20 protein-coding genes and 1 pseudogene are annotated in these 18,720 nt (G+C 42.3%); 11 read left to right on the plus strand and 10 right to left on the minus strand.

Going from position 1 to position 18,720, the window contains the following annotated elements; genetic code table 11:
• The 3 genes from V7K56_RS32255 to V7K56_RS32265 form a co-directional block, all read right to left on the minus strand.
• On the minus strand, positions 1 to 2,646 hold a 2,646-nt coding region (locus V7K56_RS32255), incomplete at its 3' end, for an AAA-like domain-containing protein (RefSeq protein WP_334917452.1).
• A complete protein-coding gene (locus V7K56_RS32260; RefSeq protein WP_334917454.1) occupies positions 2,639 to 4,174 on the minus strand; it encodes an AAA-like domain-containing protein in 1,536 nt (511 codons plus the stop codon). The genes V7K56_RS32255 and V7K56_RS32260, both read right to left, overlap by 8 nt.
• Positions 4,175 to 5,215: 1,041 nt before the next feature.
• A complete protein-coding gene (locus V7K56_RS32265) occupies positions 5,216 to 5,815 on the minus strand; it encodes a hypothetical protein (protein WP_334917456.1) in 600 nt (199 codons plus the stop codon).
• A 346-nt stretch (positions 5,816 to 6,161) separates the two neighbouring features.
• Here V7K56_RS32265 and V7K56_RS32270 point away from each other — a divergent pair, with 346 nt between their 5' ends.
• Positions 6,162 to 7,079 carry a lysylphosphatidylglycerol synthase domain-containing protein gene (locus tag V7K56_RS32270; RefSeq protein ID WP_334917458.1) on the plus strand — a complete coding sequence of 306 codons (918 nt, stop codon included), beginning with the start codon at positions 6,162 to 6,164 and terminating at the stop codon, positions 7,077 to 7,079.
• Positions 7,080 to 7,091: 12 nt separating this feature from the next.
• Here V7K56_RS32270 and V7K56_RS32275 read toward each other — a convergent pair whose 3' ends face one another.
• The 3 genes from V7K56_RS32275 to V7K56_RS32285 form a co-directional block, all read right to left on the minus strand.
• A complete protein-coding gene (locus tag V7K56_RS32275) occupies positions 7,092 to 8,414 on the minus strand; it encodes a hypothetical protein (protein WP_334917460.1) in 1,323 nt (440 codons plus the stop codon).
• A gap of 361 nt (positions 8,415 to 8,775) precedes the next feature.
• Entirely contained in the window at positions 8,776 to 9,795 is a 1,020-nt protein-coding gene (locus V7K56_RS32280) for an aldo/keto reductase (protein ID WP_334917462.1), read from the minus strand.
• Between the two features lie 399 nt (positions 9,796 to 10,194).
• Positions 10,195 to 10,506, minus strand: coding sequence for an SDR family NAD(P)-dependent oxidoreductase (locus V7K56_RS32285; RefSeq protein ID WP_334917464.1), 312 nt, complete (start codon positions 10,504 to 10,506; stop codon positions 10,195 to 10,197).
• A 169-nt stretch (positions 10,507 to 10,675) separates the two neighbouring features.
• On the opposite strand from V7K56_RS32285, the gene V7K56_RS37320 reads away from it, so the two are divergent.
• Complete coding sequence (locus V7K56_RS37320; protein WP_442940346.1) at positions 10,676 to 10,753, plus strand: helix-turn-helix domain-containing protein; 78 nt, start codon at positions 10,676 to 10,678, stop codon at positions 10,751 to 10,753.
• 93 nt (positions 10,754 to 10,846) lie between these two features.
• Complete coding sequence (locus V7K56_RS32290; protein ID WP_334917466.1) at positions 10,847 to 11,257, plus strand: TniQ family protein; 411 nt, start codon at positions 10,847 to 10,849, stop codon at positions 11,255 to 11,257.
• Here V7K56_RS32290 and V7K56_RS32295 read toward each other — a convergent pair.
• Complete coding sequence (locus V7K56_RS32295; RefSeq protein ID WP_334917468.1) at positions 11,223 to 11,411, minus strand: hypothetical protein; 189 nt, start codon at positions 11,409 to 11,411, stop codon at positions 11,223 to 11,225. The two genes, V7K56_RS32290 and V7K56_RS32295, sit on opposite strands and share 35 nt — an antisense overlap.
• 103 nt (positions 11,412 to 11,514) lie before the next feature.
• Complete coding sequence (locus V7K56_RS32300; RefSeq protein ID WP_442940344.1) at positions 11,515 to 11,748, minus strand: hypothetical protein; 234 nt, start codon at positions 11,746 to 11,748, stop codon at positions 11,515 to 11,517.
• A gap of 60 nt (positions 11,749 to 11,808) precedes the next feature.
• On the opposite strand from V7K56_RS32300, the gene V7K56_RS32305 reads away from it, so the two are divergent.
• The 6 genes and pseudogenes from V7K56_RS32305 (at position 11,809) to V7K56_RS32330 (ending at position 16,497) form a co-directional block, all read left to right on the plus strand.
• Positions 11,809 to 12,051 carry a ribbon-helix-helix domain-containing protein gene (locus tag V7K56_RS32305; RefSeq protein WP_334917470.1) on the plus strand — a complete coding sequence of 81 codons (243 nt, stop codon included), beginning with the start codon at positions 11,809 to 11,811 and terminating at the stop codon, positions 12,049 to 12,051.
• Positions 12,052 to 12,296: 245 nt separating this feature from the next.
• Positions 12,297 to 14,516, plus strand: a pseudogene (locus V7K56_RS32310) (type I restriction-modification system subunit M).
• Positions 14,513 to 15,001 carry a restriction endonuclease subunit S gene (locus V7K56_RS32315; RefSeq protein WP_334917472.1) on the plus strand — a complete coding sequence of 163 codons (489 nt, stop codon included), beginning with the start codon at positions 14,513 to 14,515 and terminating at the stop codon, positions 14,999 to 15,001. The pseudogene V7K56_RS32310 and the gene V7K56_RS32315 overlap by 4 nt, the downstream one beginning before the upstream one ends.
• Before the next feature lie 124 nt (positions 15,002 to 15,125).
• Positions 15,126 to 15,734 carry a restriction endonuclease subunit S gene (locus V7K56_RS32320; protein WP_334917474.1) on the plus strand — a complete coding sequence of 203 codons (609 nt, stop codon included), beginning with the start codon at positions 15,126 to 15,128 and terminating at the stop codon, positions 15,732 to 15,734.
• Between the two features lie 23 nt (positions 15,735 to 15,757).
• Complete coding sequence (locus V7K56_RS32325) at positions 15,758 to 16,174, plus strand: XisH family protein (RefSeq protein ID WP_334917476.1); 417 nt, start codon at positions 15,758 to 15,760, stop codon at positions 16,172 to 16,174.
• On the plus strand, positions 16,162 to 16,497 hold the full coding sequence (locus tag V7K56_RS32330; RefSeq protein ID WP_334917480.1) for a XisI protein: 336 nt from the start codon (positions 16,162 to 16,164) through the stop codon (positions 16,495 to 16,497). The genes V7K56_RS32325 and V7K56_RS32330 overlap by 13 nt, the downstream gene beginning before the upstream one ends.
• 18 nt (positions 16,498 to 16,515) lie before the next feature.
• Here V7K56_RS32330 and V7K56_RS32335 read toward each other — a convergent pair whose 3' ends face one another.
• Together V7K56_RS32335 and V7K56_RS32340 are read right to left on the minus strand one after the other, a co-directional pair.
• Positions 16,516 to 16,683, minus strand: a complete 168-nt coding sequence (locus V7K56_RS32335) for a hypothetical protein (RefSeq protein ID WP_334917482.1) — start codon at positions 16,681 to 16,683, stop codon at positions 16,516 to 16,518.
• Complete coding sequence (locus V7K56_RS32340; protein WP_334917484.1) at positions 16,676 to 16,891, minus strand: hypothetical protein; 216 nt, start codon at positions 16,889 to 16,891, stop codon at positions 16,676 to 16,678. Before V7K56_RS32340 ends, V7K56_RS32335 begins: the two co-directional genes overlap by 8 nt.
• 137 nt (positions 16,892 to 17,028) lie before the next feature.
• Here V7K56_RS32340 and V7K56_RS32345 point away from each other — a divergent pair, with 137 nt between their 5' ends.
• Together V7K56_RS32345 and V7K56_RS32350 are read left to right on the plus strand one after the other, a co-directional pair.
• Complete coding sequence (locus V7K56_RS32345; protein WP_334917486.1) at positions 17,029 to 17,526, plus strand: type I restriction endonuclease; 498 nt, start codon at positions 17,029 to 17,031, stop codon at positions 17,524 to 17,526.
• A 22-nt stretch (positions 17,527 to 17,548) separates the two neighbouring features.
• Positions 17,549 to 18,661 (plus strand): DEAD/DEAH box helicase family protein, encoded by a 1,113-nt coding sequence (locus V7K56_RS32350; RefSeq protein ID WP_334917488.1) that lies wholly within the window; start codon positions 17,549 to 17,551, stop codon positions 18,659 to 18,661.
• Positions 18,662 to 18,720: the final 59 nt, after the last annotated feature.

An 18,720-nucleotide genomic window follows, 5' to 3' on the forward strand; every position in this document is an offset into this window, starting at 1 on the left:
ATCGCTATGACCTTGGAGAGTTTGCAGGAGTTGCCCCTTGCGATTCCACAGCTTCACCGTCTTGTCTGAACTTGCAGAGGCAATGGTTTGACCGTCGGGACTAAATGCCACGCCCCAAACCGAATCGCTATGACCTTGGAGAGTTTGCAGGAGTTGCCCCTTGCGATTCCACAGCTTCACCGTCTTGTCTGAACTTGCAGAGGCAATGGTTTGACCGTCGGGACTAAATGCCACGCCCCAAACCGAATCGCTATGACCTTGGAGAGTTTGCAGGAGTTGCCCCTTGCGATTCCACAGCTTCACCGTCTTGTCTGAACTTGCAGAGGCAATGGTTTGACCGTCGGGGCTAAATGCCACGCCCCAAACCGAATCGCTATGGCCTTGGAGAGTTTGCAGGAGTTGCCCCTTGCGATTCCACAGCTTCACCGTCTTGTCATAACTTGCAGAGGCAATGGTTTGATCGTCGGGGCTAAATGCTACGCCCAAAACCGAATTGCTATGACCTTGGAGAGTTTGCAGGAGTTGCCCCTTGCGATTCCACAGCTTCACCGTCTTGTCATAACTTGCAGAGGCAATGGTTTGACCGTCGGGGCTAAATGCCACGCCCAAAACCGAATTGCTATGACCTTGGAGAGTTTGCAGGAGTTGCCCCTTGCGATTCCACAGCTTCACCGTGTTGTCTGAACTTGCAGAGGCAATGGTTCGACCGTCGGGGCTAAATGCCACGCCCCAAACCGAATCGCTATGACCTTGGAGAGTTTGCAGGAGTTGCCCCTTGCAATTCCACAGCTTCACCGTCTTATCACGACTGGCAGAGGCAATGGTTTGACCGTCGGGGCTAAATGCCACGCTGTAAACCAAATCGCTATGACCTTCTAGCCGATTACGTTCCTTGATTCCGTAAAGCACCTGCTGGAGTGTGGCTACTGCCAAAATGCGGGTATCTGGTTCTACATTTTTATTTAGTGTTTTAAGTCGTTTTCCTACCTTCAAGCCTGCTACTAAAGCATTAAGTTCTAAATTTGATGCCATCAGCATCTGTGACTTTAAGCTATCAGCAAGAATTTCAGCATTTATTCGGCCTTTCTCTGCATCTGCTTCTTTTATCTTTGCTAAATCTCGTTGCTTTTCAGCGTCTGCCTGTCTATCCTTTGCTAATTGTTCAGCCGCTTTGATCTTAAGTGCATTTGCTAACTTTTTTCTGCTTTCTTCAGCTAATTGTTGTGCCAACTTTGCTTGCTCCTCTCCTTTTTTAGCTCTTTCACTCTCCTGATTAGCAATGCGCTTTTGCTTTTCTGCCTCCTGCGTTTGTTCCTTTGCTTTCTGCTGCTGTATTCTCGCATTTTCAGCCTGACGCGTTGCTTCATTACGTTGAGTTTCTGCCTCTACACGCTGTTTTTTTTCACTGTCGCGGGCTTGTTGGGCAATTTGACGTTCGCCATTCACATACACAGCCACTCCCGTCATTAAAACCGAAAATACTACCAGTATCGCCACATAAGGCAGTGCAGGTTTAAGCTGTTCCCACCTATCCCGCAAGTTAAACGGCAAATGTTTATTAATCCACTTATAATCAAATACTTGCCGATAGATTTGATTCCGCGCCCGCAAAACATTATTCTCCCGCCGTACCACCCCCGACAGCTTCAAGTGAGATTTAGCTAAAGACTGCTCCTCATCAACAACCGCCCGCTTACCCTGGCGAATCTCGCGGTAAATAGTCAAAACCTCCGGGTCTGGTGAGCGTTTAGTCAGCATATCCCGCACAAACTGCAAGTTATTGTCTTGCTCACTCATCGCGCCAAAAAATGTGCTGTTAACTATTCTGTCTACATCCCTACTCTCTAAAGACGCCATAAGTCGCGTCTCTACCAACTCCCTACTTGCTTCTGCTACTAAAGCACCACAGAGACGCTGCGTTAAATATGGGTGTCCCGCCGTCCACTTCAACACCCAGCGTAATATCTGGTTGGCTTCATTGCTGGGTAATCCCAATCCCTCAGCCAAGGGTAAGGCTTCCTCAAAGGTAAAATCAGTTAAATCGACACGCTGTCCAATATTAAACGGTGTGCGCTTGGCATCGCGAATTAAATCACCAGGAGTTGCTACCCCCATTAAGACAAAAGAAAGCCGCCCAAATTTAGGATTAGTAGCACGGGCAACATAGAGATAACGAATTGCAATAAAAAAATCATCGGTAAAATCCAGGCTGAGGGTAGAGTCAATTTCATCGACAAAAATCACCACTTGCCCTTCAACCTCAGCCAGCAAAACCTTCTCAAAAAACTGTGTCAGCCGTTGCGATACTCCCAGATGCTGGTGTTCTTGCCACCAACTCACCACATCGGTATCAAACATCAGTTGGTCTTCCAGTTTGACCAAAAAGCCAAAATACCACTGTTCGGCTGTGACATTTGCCCCCAATTCTTGAAGGTCAACAGTTACCGAGCGAATTCCCTCGTCCATTAGCGTTTGCGCCGTGCGTACCATCAGACTAGACTTACCCATTTGGCGCGGCGTCAGCACATAAGCGAAAGTTGCCGACTCACACAGACTGAGCAATTCTTCATCAGCTTGGCGGGGAATGTAAATCCCACCGCCAGCCTGTACCGTCCCGCCTACGGTGTAAATGCTTGGATTAGCCACGCAAATGCTCCCGGAAATAATCAGTGTAAAGTTGACAACGGGGAAACACTACACGCCCTTCTCGACGCACTAAACCCGCACCCCGCAAACGGAAGAAAATGCGCTCATCTTCACAGGTATTCTGGCGAATTACTTGGAACATACCCTGAACCAACTCCTGTTTGTTATGCAGCCGGAAAAGGTGGTTACGTAGATGATTGCCAAAAGGGCCATTATCTGCGATCGCATTGGCAAATAATTCGGTAGGATGGAGGCGATCGCTAGCAACTAAATAAAGTGCAAGGCGTACTAAATAAGGATGTCCACCCAGTAACGCGATTAATTGCTTTTCTTCGTTAGCGTTGAAGGGTGAACCATGACGGCGGTTTAAATCAGCAACCTGTGCTGCTGTAAAGTCTTCTAAATCAATTACCAACCCAACATTAAAGGGAGATTGGTTGAGATTATCAATTAACTGGTAGGGTTCGGTGGAAGTAACCAGTGCTAAATCCAGTTGCTTCCACATGGGAGTAGTGGCGCGACTATTGTGCCAGCTTCGCAGCATTCCAAAGAAATCAGAGCGAAAATCAGTATCAAAGACCCTTTCAACTTCATCCATCGCTAAGACAATGGGGTTGCCAAACTCTTTGAGCAAATAGCGCCCAACATAACGAGTGCAACGCTGACTATTGCCCAAAGGCATATTCCAATACTGATCAACTTTATCAGTCATTTCCAGTTCATCAGTTAACCAAGTACAGAACTGGCGAAAGAAAAGGTCAGCATTAGTTAAGGCGGCTTTATCAAACAATTGGAAATCCAGCAAAGCAACCCGCTTACTTGCATTCACAGCAGTATGAATTGTGCGGATTAACAAGGAACTTTTGCCCATTTGCCGGGGGCCTTTAATTGTAATTGTCACACCTTGGCGCTCAATAGTTTGCAAAGTAAGGGCATCAGATGAGCGTTCTACGTAAAAAGTAGATTGCGATTCCATTGTCCCTTCCGGCATTTCCAGGGAGACAGGTTGTGCTGAAGGAAAGGGATGGGGTAGGAGTGATGGCTCACTTATTTGAAGTAAATCTGCTTTCGATTTTTCTTCACTGATAGCCAATGCACCGCCAGAGACAGCCTGCAACAACTCTGCAATCAGGCGTGGCGTATCTTCTGCATCTTTCCAGAACGCCCAGTTAATCCCATTTAAGTAAGCACTCAAGGGATACACAAACGGTTCTTGATACGCCAGACGCACTGGGAGAATTATCGGGCGTCCTGACTGTGATTTTGCCAAGTGATGTGCTGTCTCTATTTCTGCTACCACCATCTCGCTGCTGGTTGACAAGGCTGAAAGGAAAGTAATCAGAAAATCAGCTTGGCGGATTTCTGCTTCAATACATTCAGCCCAGCGTGTGCCAACGGACATCGTTTGGTCGATAAAGACTTTATGCTGCTGCGATAGCGCTTGGAAGACTTGCACCGCCACCGACTCATCGGGGCTAGCATTACGCTTGTAGCTGATGAAGATGCGTTTAGCCTGGGAGTTTAACATTACTATTAACCTTGGCTTCCTTCAGCTTTTTGAGTGGAAAAGCTTATCTAGTTGCGAGTCAATTTTGTACAGAAGTTGGGTAATTCTGTGCTTTGTCATCCAAGGGCAGTGTTTCCCTATTTTGAGGATTAGCTGAATAAATTAAGATGTTATTCACAGCGCAATTAATTAGTTACACTCTACTACAGCGCAGTTGCAGGCAATTACCGACAGCATAAAAAAATCGTTCACGGAGCTAAAAAACTCATTAACGGAGTTCAAAGACTCATTAATGGAGCTAAAAAACTCATTAACGGAGTTCAAATACTCGTCAACGGAGCTAAAAAACTCATTAACGGAGTTCAAATACTCGTCAACGGAGCTAAAAGACTCATTAATGGAGTTCAAAGACTCATTAACGGAGTTCAAGTCTTCGTTTACAATCTTCAAGTATTGGTGACATCCCCAAAAACAGGTAAGTTGTCAAGGGGTACAAAATATTTATTGTCATTAGATTTCTTGCATGAATCTTTACCCTCACCCTAAATCCCTCTCCCAAGCTTGGGAGAGGGACTTTAAAATTGACTCTCCTTCTCTCAAAATTGGGAGAAGGAGTTGGGGGATGTAGCTCGCTTCCCGCAGGGTGGGCAAGTTTTGCATTCGTACAAGAGGTCTATTGTAAGCAAAGCGAAGCAATCCCAGTCTTTATGAGATTGCTTCGCTCCGTATCCTTCTCTACGTTCGCGAAACATGTCTTAGACAGAGGCTGCACCAACGGGAACACCAAGGGCGAACGCAATGACTAATCAGCACTACGTAATACCAATTCTCTAAAATAGGGCAACAGATGTAAGCCGGGAAAGCCTTGCTGCATCTAAATTTCTCAATTGCGTTAGCTCAACGTTAGCGAGTCCGCGAGCGTCATTGCGAATTGCGAATTGGTATAAGTCCTGCCTACTTAAAACTAAAACAAAGCCTGCGTAAACAGGCTTTGTTTAGGTAGCCCCAGACTCAAGGTCTGTGGGCGCTTTCAAATTTTTGCAACAGATTGAATAACTAATTTCAATCAACGTCTCTGACTGTCCTCTTGGCTGCGTTGCCTGCATCTTCAGCTGTGCGCTTAACATTTTTACCAGCATCTTCAGCTCCACGCTGAACATTTGTCGTCACGTCTTCAGCAGCATTCTGGGTATTACCCTTAATATTTTCAATTCCTCGCTGAGCTCCCTTAACAAGACCTTTGCCAACTTCTTCAACTGAACTACCGATATCTTCACCTAAATTTTTCCCTCTTTGACCCAAAGGTGTACCTTCCTTGAAATTGCGGATATATTCCCCTGGACTGTTAACCCCTTTCTGGTCAATATTCTTTTGAGCATTTTTTACTAGTGCCTCAGTTCTGTCATTAGCTGTCTTTTCATCTATCGCTCTGGGATCTACATCACTAAAGTTATTTATTCCACCAGCAGGAGGATTCAGAGGATAATCCTTTGTAGAATCATATCGCTCGACATTAGGTGCTTGAGAACCAGGCTGTGGTGGTTGTGATGCTACTCCTGGAGCACCACAAGCTTGTGTCAGAAATAAAAATATTCCTGCTAAAAAAATAGTTAAAACTTTCAAGGGACGAATGTTTTTCAGCCAAGTCATTGCTTTTTTCATAGTTCTCACTCCTTGCATTTTTGTGACTATTTGTGACTAGTTAAACTTCAACCAAGATAGCATTTGGAATTAATTTTGTATCCCAAGCATTCAGAAAGAATAATAACTTTAATTAATAGTATGAATAATTAAATAAATTTTACCTCTAGCGTAAGTCACATTTTAGTTAGCGCAAAAGGAATAATTTTATCTAACTCTAGGGAGATATAAACTAAAATAATATGATTGTCGTCAAAATAGCTACATCAACCTGTTTAATACTTCCAAAGCTTTGGATATATAGCTCATATCCCATAATATTTGAGGTATTCAGCCCTTGTTGCTCTACCGTTAAAAGACTAAATTCATGAAGCAATTTCTACGCTGGATAATTTTGGGGGGAACGCTGTTTTTTTTAGGGAAAGCTCTAAAGGATAATTGGATTGAGGTAACTGTTATCCGCATTGATGATGTAGGATGGGCAATTATGGCGATCGCTACAGGGGTAACATTACTAGCTCATACTTGGGCAGGCTGGATCTGGACTTGGATTCTTCAAGAGTTAAATCAACCTGTATCATCTCCCCAATTCATCCAAGTTTACCTAAAAACGAACATCGCGAAGTATTTACCAGGTAATATCTGGCATCACTACGGGCGAATTGTCGCCGCCAAAAATGCGAATATTCCTACAGGTGCAGCCACCTTAAGCGTTTTGCTGGAACCGTTACTCATGCTAGCGGCTGCTTTAATTATCATTGTCTTATGCAGTAGCCAATTTGCAGCAGCTAATACTACCCTTGTTATACAAATACTACAATTCCTGAGTTTAGCTGTAGTCCTTTGTGCAATTCATCCCTGGTTTTTAAATCCAGTTATTCGCTTTTTATATAGATTAAAAGCTAAAAAGTCTGCTACTACTCAACCAACTATTCCCTTCAGTCTTAAAAGCTACCCTTTACGCCCTTTGTTAGGAGAAGTGGGCTTTATGGGACTACGCGCCACTGGATTTATATTAACTATGTTCGCCTTGGGTTCGTTGAATGCGAATCAAATTCCTTTGTTGTTAGGGGCTTTTAGTTGCGCTTGGTTGTTGGGGTTTGTTATACCGGGTGCGCCTGGTGGATTAGGTGTATTTGAAGCGACTGCCTATGAACTTTTACGACACCACTTTCCAGCTGCCTTGGTATTTAGTGCGATCGCTCTATATCGCCTCATTAGTATTCTAGCTGAAACTGCGGGTGCTGCCCTAGCTTGGTTAGATGAACGCCTTGCGAAATCCTGAATCAGACAAAACTCATTTTTGTCTATCTACTTTCACTTGTGAAAACACACGATAACTATCCAGATTTAATTGCTGATTACTGCTTTGTTGTTCTTCTTCCATCTTAATCAAGTTATATTCTACATTTTCTGCATAAATGGCGAACGTGATATTAAAAATCTCGATAAAATTTATGACTCCTTTGCATTCCTCTTCAGAATAGTTTTCGTAAAAACGAATCAAATGAGCAATCCGAGTTTCTAAATGTCTCCGGGAATTTTTACAAATCAAAATAACCTTTAATAATATAATTACCAGGGTTAGAGCATGACCTTGAGCAATTAATAAAATAAATAATCGTGAAGGCTCTTTAGCATTTTCTATTGTAAAGTAATCAATCACTCGATTACAGGTTCTCAAGAAAAATTCTTTAGTGATAATTTCTTGATTATAATCTATCTTCCATAAGGATAAAATATGTGCAAAATGCTGCCGCAAATTCTCGACTGCTTCTTGATTTTCTACGGAAAAAAATAGATATTTTTCTAGGTTAATTTTAAATTCCTTCAAAGTTTGTTTTTCAGTTTGTTTGATAAATATATGGGCAATATTATCATGACTAAATACGCCTCTTTTTAAGACAATTGTTTTTATTAAGCGTAGAGCTTGATCTCCCAAAATACTGGGATTTTTATAGCGTGTTGTGCTTGAAACGCCAGATTGAGAACGAGCAATATACATTGCTAGTTCAAACTTAAATCTGTCTTTTATCTGTTTGGAAAGCCTTCTAGCAGCGTCTTGTTGCTCTTTAGGGTTCTTATTATTAACAGATTGATCGATCAATAAATAGGAAGTGTAGCGATTAGCCCAATGGCCTTTAGATGAATCTTCATATTTAGTAGCAAATAATTTCAGATCCTTGTAATCTTTGCTATTGGCAAACTTCTCTAACCAGATTTTACAAGTTTTTACTACTAGAGGATTATTGTCCTTGATTTTCAGATTTTCATTAACAAATAAATTAACTAAGTCTTGGATATATTTGTCTTTTCGGTTAGTTTTCCAATTATTAACTATGATGTAGCAACAGCGCTTAAGTGTATTATATAATTCCTGCTCATCATTATCTAGAAAAATATTATATATTCCAGGTATATAATCGGAATATTCGGAATCAAGACCGCCTATAAATAAACTTTTGAATTCACGTAAAACATCCTCTGGTGTCAATTTATTGACAATTTCCACAAAGAAACTATAAACCTCCTCTTGGGCAGTTTGCACATCTAATTGTTTAAAGTTAGATGTAAGACAATGGAGATTTTCCTGACTAATTGATAAACGATTAGTGGTCATTTCAGTTATCAGGACAAAAAGGCTTCCTGTTTATATTATTATTAGCTTAACCTTGGTGAACAGGAGCATCAATCTATTCTTCAGAAATTCAGTCATCTTTTTACATAAATTTGATTAAATAGGACTATAAATAAAGTATTAAAGACAACTTGTTTAATTCTTCATCAAATATTTCAGTGAAGTTACTTATTTATCACCAGAAAAGACCATACATAAATACAGGACTTACGCAACTGGCACAGCGCGATCGCTTTTTAATAGTAAAGGTTTAGTCCATCAACATCAAGAAATCCTCTCTGTGCTTGAGTCTCAAGCTCTTTCATCCCAATTAGACAGCTAGGACTAACAGTCAGAATCTTCGCTACTGCCAGCCTTGAACCGTTGCACCACCAAAAATGGTGCGGCTTCCTTCATTCGTAAAGATGCCGTAGGGGAAAGCGAGATCGAGCGCACTGCTCTCATCTAAAGTCTGAAGCTGTTCGGGCGTGAGGTGAATGTCTAACGATTCGATGTTATCGTGCAGTTGCTCAAGCTTGGTCGCACCCAGAATCGGTGAAGTAATGCCTGACTGTGCTGAAACCCAAGCGAGTGCAACCTGCGCTAAGGGTCGATCAACTTGTGCCGCTACAGTCCGCAGCGCATCGAGTATGCGCCAGTTACGGTCAGTGAATTTAGTGAACTTTCCCTGAAAGGGGTTATTGCCGCTGAGTCGTCCTTGCCCAGTGGTTCCTGCCTCTGTACGCTGATACTTTCCGGCTAGGAAACCACCTGCAAGCGGACTCCACGGGCAAATCCCCAATCCCGCATCACGCGCCGCAGGCAGATGCTCGCGCTCAATGCTGCGTTCGACGAGCGAGTATTCAAGCTGCATGGCGATCAGGGCAGGAATATTGTGTGCGGTTGCGATCGCGGCAGCTTTGGCACTGTACCAAGCAGGAATATCTGAGAAACCAAAGTAGCGGATCTTGCCTGCGCGTACCAAGTCACCAAGCGACTGTAGCACTTCTTCGACCGGTGTGATCGTGTCCCAAACGTGCATCCAGTAAAGGTCGATATAGTCTGTTTGCAGTCGGCGTAGCGATCCTTCGAGCGCTCGGTAAATATTCTTGCGTCCGTTGCCTCCTGTATTTGGGTTGCCGGGTTCTCCGCTATGAAAAGCAAACTTACTAGCTAGTACCAACCGATCGCGCAAGTTGCGATCGCGAATATAGCCGCCAATGAGTTCTTCACTGCGACCTTTAGAATACAAATCGGCAGTGTCGATGAAGTTGCCGCCTGCATCCACGTAGGCATGGAAAATGGATTTAGCAACCTCATTTGGCGCACCCCATTGCGGATTATCAAAGGTCATAGTACCGAGTGCGATTGGACTAACAATCAAGCCAGAGCGGCCGAGCGTGCGAAAGTTGGTAAGGCTCATAAAGTTCTTATTTAATTAAAGCAACAGAGTTGATGTAGATTTGTCTTTGTCTGGAAGGTGTTATGCGCTTTAAATACAAATTTCTACAAAGCGAGATATCTCATCACAACTCTGCTCTGTTACAGAGTCCCGATTCCGACTCATTTTGTTGTTAGAGATGCATTACAGGTGTCAGGTTTGGCAATAGATCCCAGCCCCTGCTAAGGAAACATTAGTGTGAGCTTGGACTCGCCACTAATTGAAGACCACCAAATCAAAGATTGTGGTGGGGGCTTTGACTCGTTCGTGTAGCGTATCGTAAAGAAGGATAATCAATTCAAAAAAATTCTTATTCTTCATTTTGAATTTTGAATTTTGAATTCAAAAAAGGTCACTCATTTGTTTGATCGCACCAATTGCTGCATAGCCTGCATTGTTAACGAGAACATCAATGCGATTGTAAGCATTCAGTGCTGATTGCGTCGCCGCCTGAACGTTTAGTAGATTCGTGACATCTAAGCGAACTGTTTTGATTGCATCAGGATACTGTTTGACGAGATCGTCGAGTTGTTCTGGGCTGCGAGCAGTTACTACTACGCGATCGCCGTTTTTGAGAACGGCTTGAGTAAGCAATCGACCAAATCCGCTTGAGCTATCTGTAATCAACCAAACTTTAGAATTAGAACTTGCCATGTTGGTTGTTGATGAGTGGAACCCGATCAACTATCGGTCAACTATGAGCATAGATCGAATAAAATTAATTGACTAGATGGCATAATTAGCATGTACTTATGAAAAATATGCAGTAATTAAGCGTGACGAACTCAACGACTTAGCTGCATTTGTCGTGGTTGCAGACGAGATGAGCTTTACCCGCGCTGCGTCGAAGTTAGGGATGTCACCATCCGCTTTAAGCCATGCAATGCGGGCGGTTGGATGAAATTCTTAGAGAAGCAGCAATCCGTTCTTTATCAAGGGGATTAAAGAAGATTGACAAGGCTGTTTTACAGGAAGCAGCTAGGGAGTACAAATAATGGCAGCAACAAATATTGAGCCTTGGCTATTCTTGATTAAACCCTATAAAGGGGAAAGCCTGAGGCACTTTCTTGGCAGGTTCAGACGTGCCAACCATTTATCCGCAAGTGCGTTGGGTAGTTTGGCAGGGATTGGTGCTGTAGTGGCACGGTGGGAAAGATTTCATTTTAACCCTCGCCCTAGTCAACAGGAATTGGAAGCGATCGCATCTGTAGTAGAAGTAGATGCAGACACGTTAGCTCAAATGCTTCCACCTCTGGGAGTGGGAATGCAGCATGAGCCAATTCGCTTGTGTGGGACTTGTTATGCTGAAGCGCCTTGTCATCAAATTGAGTGGCAGTATAAGTCGGTGTGGAAGTGCGATCGCTGTACAATTAAAGTACACTTGTACTATAAAAATCAGGAATAATCTGCTTAAAACTCACGCTGGGGATCAGTCGGTGTAAAACTTGTAAATGAGCTTCTGCATCACTGCGGCGACGAAAACGAGCTACAACTTGGTTTTGCATATTAGGTAGAAGCCGCACTATACACCAAGGACTCAGCTTTTCAAGGTAGGTCATTGAATTCTCCTGCTAAAATCTGTAATTTCCAAGACAAAAGCCAGCCTACTGTGACGGTGGCTGGCAAGAAATATCAAGTTGATATTGAAATTAGATTCAATTCCTACTCACTCTTGTCTGGAAAACAAAGGTTCTGCAACACTTCTTCGGGGATATCCTCAAAGTGTTCCAGCAAAAAGTTCATGACGGCAAGGTGGCGTAAATCGGCTGGCATGGGGCGGCGGTAGTTTTTACCTCTAGCAAACCAGCGGCGAACAGTAGAAAGGGAACGATCACAAATCTGAGCCATTTGTTCGTAGGAAATGTCTCCTGTGATATGGGGGCCAAAAGCCAGCATCCGCCCTGAGAAAGTTGATCGCTGGCTTTTGACTTATCTGTAATTATACGCTAAACTAAAGTGTTTTTACTTTATTTAATGTGTTTAAATGTATTTAATACAAAAACAAACAAAATAGCTTATGATGCTGACATGGGAAAAGTAACTGTAACTCTTTATATGGAAGAAGAAGACAAAGAAGCCCTGCAATTGTTGGCTGATGCAGAGGAGCGTTCTTTGTCTCAAATGGCAGTGTTAATTGTGAAACGAGCAATTAAACAAGCTCAGAATGAGGGTAAAATTCCACCAAGTCAGGGGAAATGAGGTGTAAACGCTTAGTAGCTTTGACAAGTCATTGCCTAGTGTGTCAAAAGTATTTTTGCTTATCGTCTTTGGGACGTTATTTTAGGTTAAAAAATTCCGCTCAAGGAATTAAATGTGCTAAGTATATTTGTTTGGGCTAGGGGAAAAAATAACAGATTCCCTGGTTGCCAAAACAGTTAATATGTAAATTTATAATTTTTTAGGCGAAGTAGACTGTCATAATTTCGCCTAAGCGCTAACAAACTATGCTCAATATCAGTCAACTTGAATCTTCCCTGTGGAAAGCCGCAGACCAACTCCGTGCTAACTCAAAACTCAATGCTAATGAATACAGTATGCCCGTACTTGGGCTAATCTTTCTTCGCCATGCGACAAATCGCTTCAATGCTGTAAACGCGGAGATTGAAAAGGGTTTACCATCGCGGGGTGGAAAAAAACGCCCGATTACCAAAGATGACTTTAAAGGAAAGTCAGCAATTTTTTTACCAACAGAAGCCCAGTACGATCGCATCTTGAATTTGGCAGAAAACGCAGACATTGGCAAGGCGATCAATACAGCGATGAAAGCGATTGAGGATGAAACTCAGATGTTGCAGGGAGTGTTACCGAAGGAGTACACCAGTTTTGAGCAGGATTTGCTGTATAATTTAGTGCGAATTTTTGACCGGGAAGAGTTACGGAAAGCCACAGGTGATGTGTTTGGGCGAATTTATGAGTATTTTCTAAATAAGTTTGCCATGAGTGGCGCACAGGAAGGAGGAGAATTTTTTACACCGCCTTCTTTGGTACGCACAATTGTAAATATGATTGAACCTGACCGGGGAAATGTCTTAGACCCTGCTTGCGGTAGTGCGGATATGTTTGTGCAGACCGGACATTTTCTCGAAAATCGCGGTGAGGATGCAGCTGCAAAAATTACTTTTTACGGACAGTAAAAATCGGATACAAACACTCGTTTAGCGCGAATGAATTTAGCGGTTCACGCTTTAGAAGGGATAATTCGCCAAGGTAATACTTTTTACGATCGCTGGGAAGAGTTGCTTGGTCAATGTGATTTTGTCATGTCTAACCCGCCGTTTAATGTCGATGGAGTGAGTCCAGAGAAGGTGAAGACTGACCCGCGATTGTTTACTGAGAAAAAGATACCGGGGATTGCTGCGAAAACTAAAGCAGTGAGCAATGCAAATTACTTGTGGATACAGTATTTTTACAGTTATTTAAATCAGCGAGGTAGAGCCGGGTTTGTAATGGCGAGTTCTGCATCGGATGCAGGACATAGGGAAAAGGAGATTCGAGAGGAGTTAATCGCCACTCAAGCGGTGGATATGATTATCTCTATTGGGACAAACTTTTTTTATACAAAATCTCTACCTTGTACATTGTGGTTTTTTGACAAAGGAAAACCAGCAGAACGCCAAGACAAGGTGTTAATGATTGATGCACGAAATATTTATCGGGTAGTGACGCGCAAAACCCGCGATTTTAGTGAAGAACAACTCCAGAATATCACTGTGATCGCTTGGTTGTATCGCGGTCAGCAGGAGCATTATTTAGGATTGGTGCAAGATTATTTAAACAAGACGCATCAAGAAGCGGCGACTATTGAAGGTGCGTTGACACAGTTAGAGTCACCGTTAGCTAAGTTGACACAATTATTGCAGAATTTTAGCGATCGTCTTGGGGCTTCGCTTCCTTTATTAAAGGAGTTACCTGAAGTTGAGAGATTAGTTGCTGAAGATATCGCCAATCAGAATGTAGAGACTTTCCGCGCTAGTTTGTCTGAATTGGAGGCGGGAATTAAAGAATTTGCTGAGGCGAGACAAGATTTAATTGATGAATTACAAGTGCATTTGGTGTGGTTTGCAGAGAATAACCCCACCCCTACCCCTCCCCTTGGTAAGGGGAGGGGAGACTTAGCGCCAGCTAAAGCGGGGTGGGGTTTTGCAACTAACGAGGCGCAAAAAGAATGTGCAGCAAAGTTTATACAATTTATTCCCCAATTAAAAACTCTGCAAAAGCACATCAACGAAGTGCATAAACTCGGTACTCGCGCTGTGGAACTGGCGGAGAAAAAGTTAGACGCACGTAAACAAGAAACTTGGGACGCGAAGGAAATTAAAAAACAACGTGATGCACTGGATACAGCGCGAGACACAGCTATTTCTGCTATTAAGTCTACGCTGTATGTAAAAGCGCAAGTTAGCTGGTTACAATCTCGGTTTCCCGAAGCGGCGTTAGTTGATGTACCGGGGTTGTGTAAGGTGGTGACGCGCGATGAAATAACCAAGCAAGATAGTAGTTTAACACCTGGTCGTTATGTGGGTGTGACAGCTTTAGATGGGGAAGAAGAGGATGATTTTGAGGAGAGAATGCGGGAAATTCATTTAGAGTTGGCGAGTTTGAATGAGGAAGCGGTAGAGTTGGCGGTGAGTATTGCGGCGAATTTTGAGGAGTTAGCAATGTGAGATTGACAGAAAGAAAAATTGGCAATGATTGTCTAGTAGGAGATGGCGCACATGCCAAAATTCAGCGACAAGCATCAGGAGTTTTATACTTAACCTGTAAAAACTTTAAAAACGGAAATTTAGATATATCGAAAGTCGATTACATATCAGAAGAAGATTACAGCAAATATTTTCGAGCAGAATCAAAGGCACTTACAAAGCCACAAATAGGAGATGTACTCTTTAGTATTATTGGTACTATCGGAGAGCCTTATTTATATCAACAGAAAGACCGTTTTGGAATTTCTAGTAGCGTATCTCTTTTAAGACCTGATGTAAATGTTGTTAATCCTAACTATCTTTACTATTGGATTAAAGGTGATATTTTTCAAAATGCACTCTATGGAGTCAAAGGAGGTGTAGCACAAGGATATGTCAGCTTAGAGATGATTAAATCCATTACCTCTTTACTATCCTCCACTTGTAACCCAACAACGCATAGCTGAGATTCTCTCAAATTACGATCGCCTCATCGACAACAACAACCGCCGAATAGCACTGCTGGAAGAGTCCATCCACCAGCTTTACAAAGAATGGTTTGTGCGATCGCGCTTCCCTGGCTACGAGTCAGTGAAGGTAGTTGATGGCATTCCAGAAGGGTGGAAGTTTAAAAAGCTTGAAGAACTTGGGTTACTTGGTAGAGGTAAATCTAAACACCGTCCGAGAAACGATCCTTCCTTATATGAAGGAAAATTTCCATTTATTCAAACAGGAGAGGTTAAAGAAGCATCTTTATACATTACAAACTACAGTCAAACATATAACGAAAAAGGTTTAGCTCAAAGTAAGCTGTGGGATGCTGGAACATTATTAATTACTATAGCTGCAAACATTGCAGAGACAGCTATATTAACTTTCTCGGCTTGTTTCCCAGATAGTGTAGTTGGTTTTATAGCTAATTCCAATCAAGTAAGCGCAGAATTTATCAAATATTCTATCGATACTATTAAAATAAGAATGCGGAATGTTTCAAGTGGTGCGGCTCAAGACAATTTAAGTTTAGAAAAAATCAGAATTTTTGATTTTTTAGTTCCTGATAAAGAAACTATGCAACTTTTTACTAGAATAACTAACCCTATGTTCTTGCAGATGAAAAACTTACTTGTAACAAATGAGAATCTTCGCCAAGCCCGTGATTTACTCCTTCCTCGCCTAATGAACGGAAGTATAGCCGTATAGAAAATCCTTTATAATGCTATATCATGCCAGCCAGAGATATCTTTCACAACGCAGTCAAAAAAGGGCTAGAAAAAGAAGGGTGGAAAATTACCCATGATCCTTTACCCGTCAGTTTCGAGTTAGGGGATATGTACATAGACTTAGGTGCCCAAAGAATTCTAGCAGCAGAAAGAGAGGGTGAAAAAATTGCTGTTGAAATTAAAAGCTTTTTTAAAACATCTGCAATTTCTGAATTTCACACAGCTTTAGGACAGTTTATTAACTATCGACTAGCATTGTCTGAACAAGAACCAGACCGTACTCTCTATTTAGCAGTTCCAATTGATACATACACTTCATTCTTCACCATCAGACTTGTACAAAATATTATCAAAACATATCAGCTTAAATTGATTACTTATCAGCCTGTAACGGAGGAGATAGTCGAATGGATAAACTAAAAAAATATCAGCAAATAATTCAGCAACTTCTGCAAGAGTATGCTGCAATTTCTCATCAAGAACCAGAAATTGAAACCCAATTAATTTTTGACACAGAACATCACCACTATCAACTTGTAAATGTCGGTTGGAAAAATGACCGTCGGATTTATGGTTGTTTTTTACATCTAGACATCAAAGATGGTAAAGTTTGGCTACAACACAACGGAACAGAAAATGAAATTGGAGAAGATTTAGCAAATTTAGGTATCCCCAAGCAGGATATTGTCATCGGCTTTCATTCGCCATTTAAGCGCCAATTTACAGATTATGCTGTGGGTTAAATATCAACAATCCACTAATTAGGTAAAAATATTCGACACATTTACTGTTGCTCCTGCATCTAACAAAGCGGATGCTGTTATTAAACATTGCTGACTCACAAGCTGAATTGGCATATATGGACGAAAACCAGCCTCACCTAACGTTGTGTCAGCATTGACAAAAGGAAATTGCTCGACGCTAGACATTGTTTTGATTTTTGGTTGTTTGCAAAACTTCTAGCATTGTATTTGCGGCTTCAAAGGCATCATAAGGAGACCAAACAGGATAAGATTGTCCAGGTTTGATTAGTTCAGTCTCTTGTTGAGCTAACTCTGATACTAAAACCTGCACAATATAAAGTTTATCAGCGCGGTTAAGCCCTTGCAGTGTATTAAGTAATTCGACTGAAACCATCTTTAATTACCAATTGTCATTTATGCTCACACATCCATCATCGCTTAAAACTTGATATTGTTTTAAAGGCGATACTTGCTACTTACCCAATTCCAAAGCTATAAATATAATAGCTACCTGTATCACCTATCACCCCCATGAGTGCCGAATATTCCGAAGACCGCCTGGTGCAACAAGCTACCGCTAATTTCTTTGAACAAACCCTGAAATGGCACTCAGTTTACGCATACAAAAAGGAAACTTTCGGCACTAACGGCACACTAGGACGCAAAGACAAACGAGAAGTTGTTCTCACACGCTATCTTCGCCAAGCACTAGAGAAATTTAATCCTGGTCATCCACAGCAAGTATACGATGATGCGACCCTTGCATTCACCACATCCAATATTTCAGATCAATTAATCACCATTAACCAGAAAAAATACCAACTAATCCGTGAAGGTATTTTAGAGAAACCTTACAAAAACCCAGAGGGTGAAACCATCAATCCCCGCCTGAAAGTGATTGACTTTCAAAACCCAGAAAATAATCATTTCCTAATAGTGCGGGAGTTATCCATTAAAGGTTCTCTCTACTCCAAACGGCCTCTTCCAAGAATGGAAACGTCTAGAGGAAGAAGAAAAAGGCAAAGTTGACTACCAAACAATGTTAATGGGGATGTGCCGTAAAGACAATTTCCTCGACATCATCGAAAACTTCATCCTCTTTGATGACAGTAGCGGTAAAACCATCAAAATACTGACTCGTAATCACCAATTTCTTGGTGTTAACCGCGCATTTACCGCCGTTCAACAGCGAGAAGTCCGAGAAGGTAAACTTGGCGTTTTTTGGCATACTCAAGGTAGCGGTAAATCTTACTCAATGGCATTTCTCACTCGCAAAGCCCACCGCCAATTACCAGGTAATTTCACCTTTGTCATCGTTACAGACCGCCAAGAATTAGATAATCAAATCGTCCAAACTTTCGCTGGCGTTGGTGTTATCAAAGAAAATAACACCCAAGCCGCCAGTGGTGAACAATTAGCTGAATTGCTCAAAGACAACCATCGCTACGTTTTCACACTAATTCACAAATTCAACAAACCCGGTGAGATTTACTCCCACCGTCCCGATATTATCGTCATCTCCGACGAAGCGCACCGCAGCCAATACGGTAAACTTGCGGAAAATATGCGTTTCAGCTTACCCAATGCATCTTTCATCGGCTTTACTGGTACACCCTTAATGGAGTCGGAAGAAGACCAACTTACTCGTCGAGTTTTCGGCGGCTACGTTTCCACCTACGATTTCCAACGCGCTGTGGAAGATGGTGCAACTGTTCCTCTGTACTACGACAATCGAGGCGAAGAATTATATTATGACGACAAAAGCACTCAACGCCAAGTTGCAGCTGACGAGGAACTAAATCAACGCCTCGCCACCGCCATCGAACAATTTGAACTCGACACTGAACAAGAAGAAGCCGTCCGTCGCCGCTTAGGGGGAGAATATCTCATCCTCACCGCCGAAAAACGTTTAGACCGAATCGCCCAAGATTTAGTAGCTCATTATACCCAACGTTGGCAAACAGGAAAAGCCATGCTTGTATGTCTAGATAAGATTACCGCCGTGCAATTGCACGGACTTATTGAGAAATACTGCAAACAAGCAATACAAGCACAAAAACAATTAGTCAAACAAGCTGCTGATGAACAAGAGGAAGTGGAACACCAGCAACATTTGCAATGGTTGCAGCAATACCTTCGCCAAAAAAAGAGTATGAAGAGATAGGGCTGCCGTAGTAGAGTTATTGTCTCTCACAACGACAACTCAAAAAACTACAAACAGCC

Origin of the sequence: Nostoc sp. (assembly GCF_036917535.1) — a bacterium.
Classification (GTDB): domain Bacteria; phylum Cyanobacteriota; class Cyanobacteriia; order Cyanobacteriales; family Nostocaceae; genus Nostoc.

Excerpts from the sequence above, each read along its gene's own strand:
- V7K56_RS32260 (WP_334917454.1), bottom strand. The coding sequence starts at position 4,174 with ATGTTAAACTCCCAGGCTAAACGCATCTTCATCAGCTACAAGCGTAAT.
- V7K56_RS32265 (WP_334917456.1), bottom strand. The coding sequence starts at position 5,815 with ATGAAAAAAGCAATGACTTGGCTGAAAAACATTCGTCCCTTGAAAGTT.
- V7K56_RS32270 (WP_334917458.1), top strand. The coding sequence starts at position 6,162 with ATGAAGCAATTTCTACGCTGGATAATTTTGGGGGGAACGCTGTTTTTT.
- V7K56_RS32275 (WP_334917460.1), bottom strand. The coding sequence starts at position 8,414 with ATGACCACTAATCGTTTATCAATTAGTCAGGAAAATCTCCATTGTCTT.
- V7K56_RS32285 (WP_334917464.1), bottom strand. The coding sequence starts at position 10,506 with ATGGCAAGTTCTAATTCTAAAGTTTGGTTGATTACAGATAGCTCAAGC.
- V7K56_RS37320 (WP_442940346.1), top strand. The coding sequence starts at position 10,676 with ATGAGCTTTACCCGCGCTGCGTCGAAGTTAGGGATGTCACCATCCGCT.
- V7K56_RS32290 (WP_334917466.1), top strand. The coding sequence starts at position 10,847 with ATGGCAGCAACAAATATTGAGCCTTGGCTATTCTTGATTAAACCCTAT.
- V7K56_RS32295 (WP_334917468.1), bottom strand. The coding sequence starts at position 11,411 with ATGACCTACCTTGAAAAGCTGAGTCCTTGGTGTATAGTGCGGCTTCTA.
- V7K56_RS32300 (WP_442940344.1), bottom strand. The coding sequence starts at position 11,748 with ATGCTGGCTTTTGGCCCCCATATCACAGGAGACATTTCCTACGAACAA.
- V7K56_RS32325 (WP_334917476.1), top strand. The coding sequence starts at position 15,758 with ATGCCAGCCAGAGATATCTTTCACAACGCAGTCAAAAAAGGGCTAGAA.
- V7K56_RS32330 (WP_334917480.1), top strand. The coding sequence starts at position 16,162 with ATGGATAAACTAAAAAAATATCAGCAAATAATTCAGCAACTTCTGCAA.
- V7K56_RS32335 (WP_334917482.1), bottom strand. The coding sequence starts at position 16,683 with ATGTCTAGCGTCGAGCAATTTCCTTTTGTCAATGCTGACACAACGTTA.
- V7K56_RS32340 (WP_334917484.1), bottom strand. The coding sequence starts at position 16,891 with ATGGTTTCAGTCGAATTACTTAATACACTGCAAGGGCTTAACCGCGCT.
- V7K56_RS32345 (WP_334917486.1), top strand. The coding sequence starts at position 17,029 with ATGAGTGCCGAATATTCCGAAGACCGCCTGGTGCAACAAGCTACCGCT.
- V7K56_RS32350 (WP_334917488.1), top strand. The coding sequence starts at position 17,549 with ATGTGCCGTAAAGACAATTTCCTCGACATCATCGAAAACTTCATCCTC.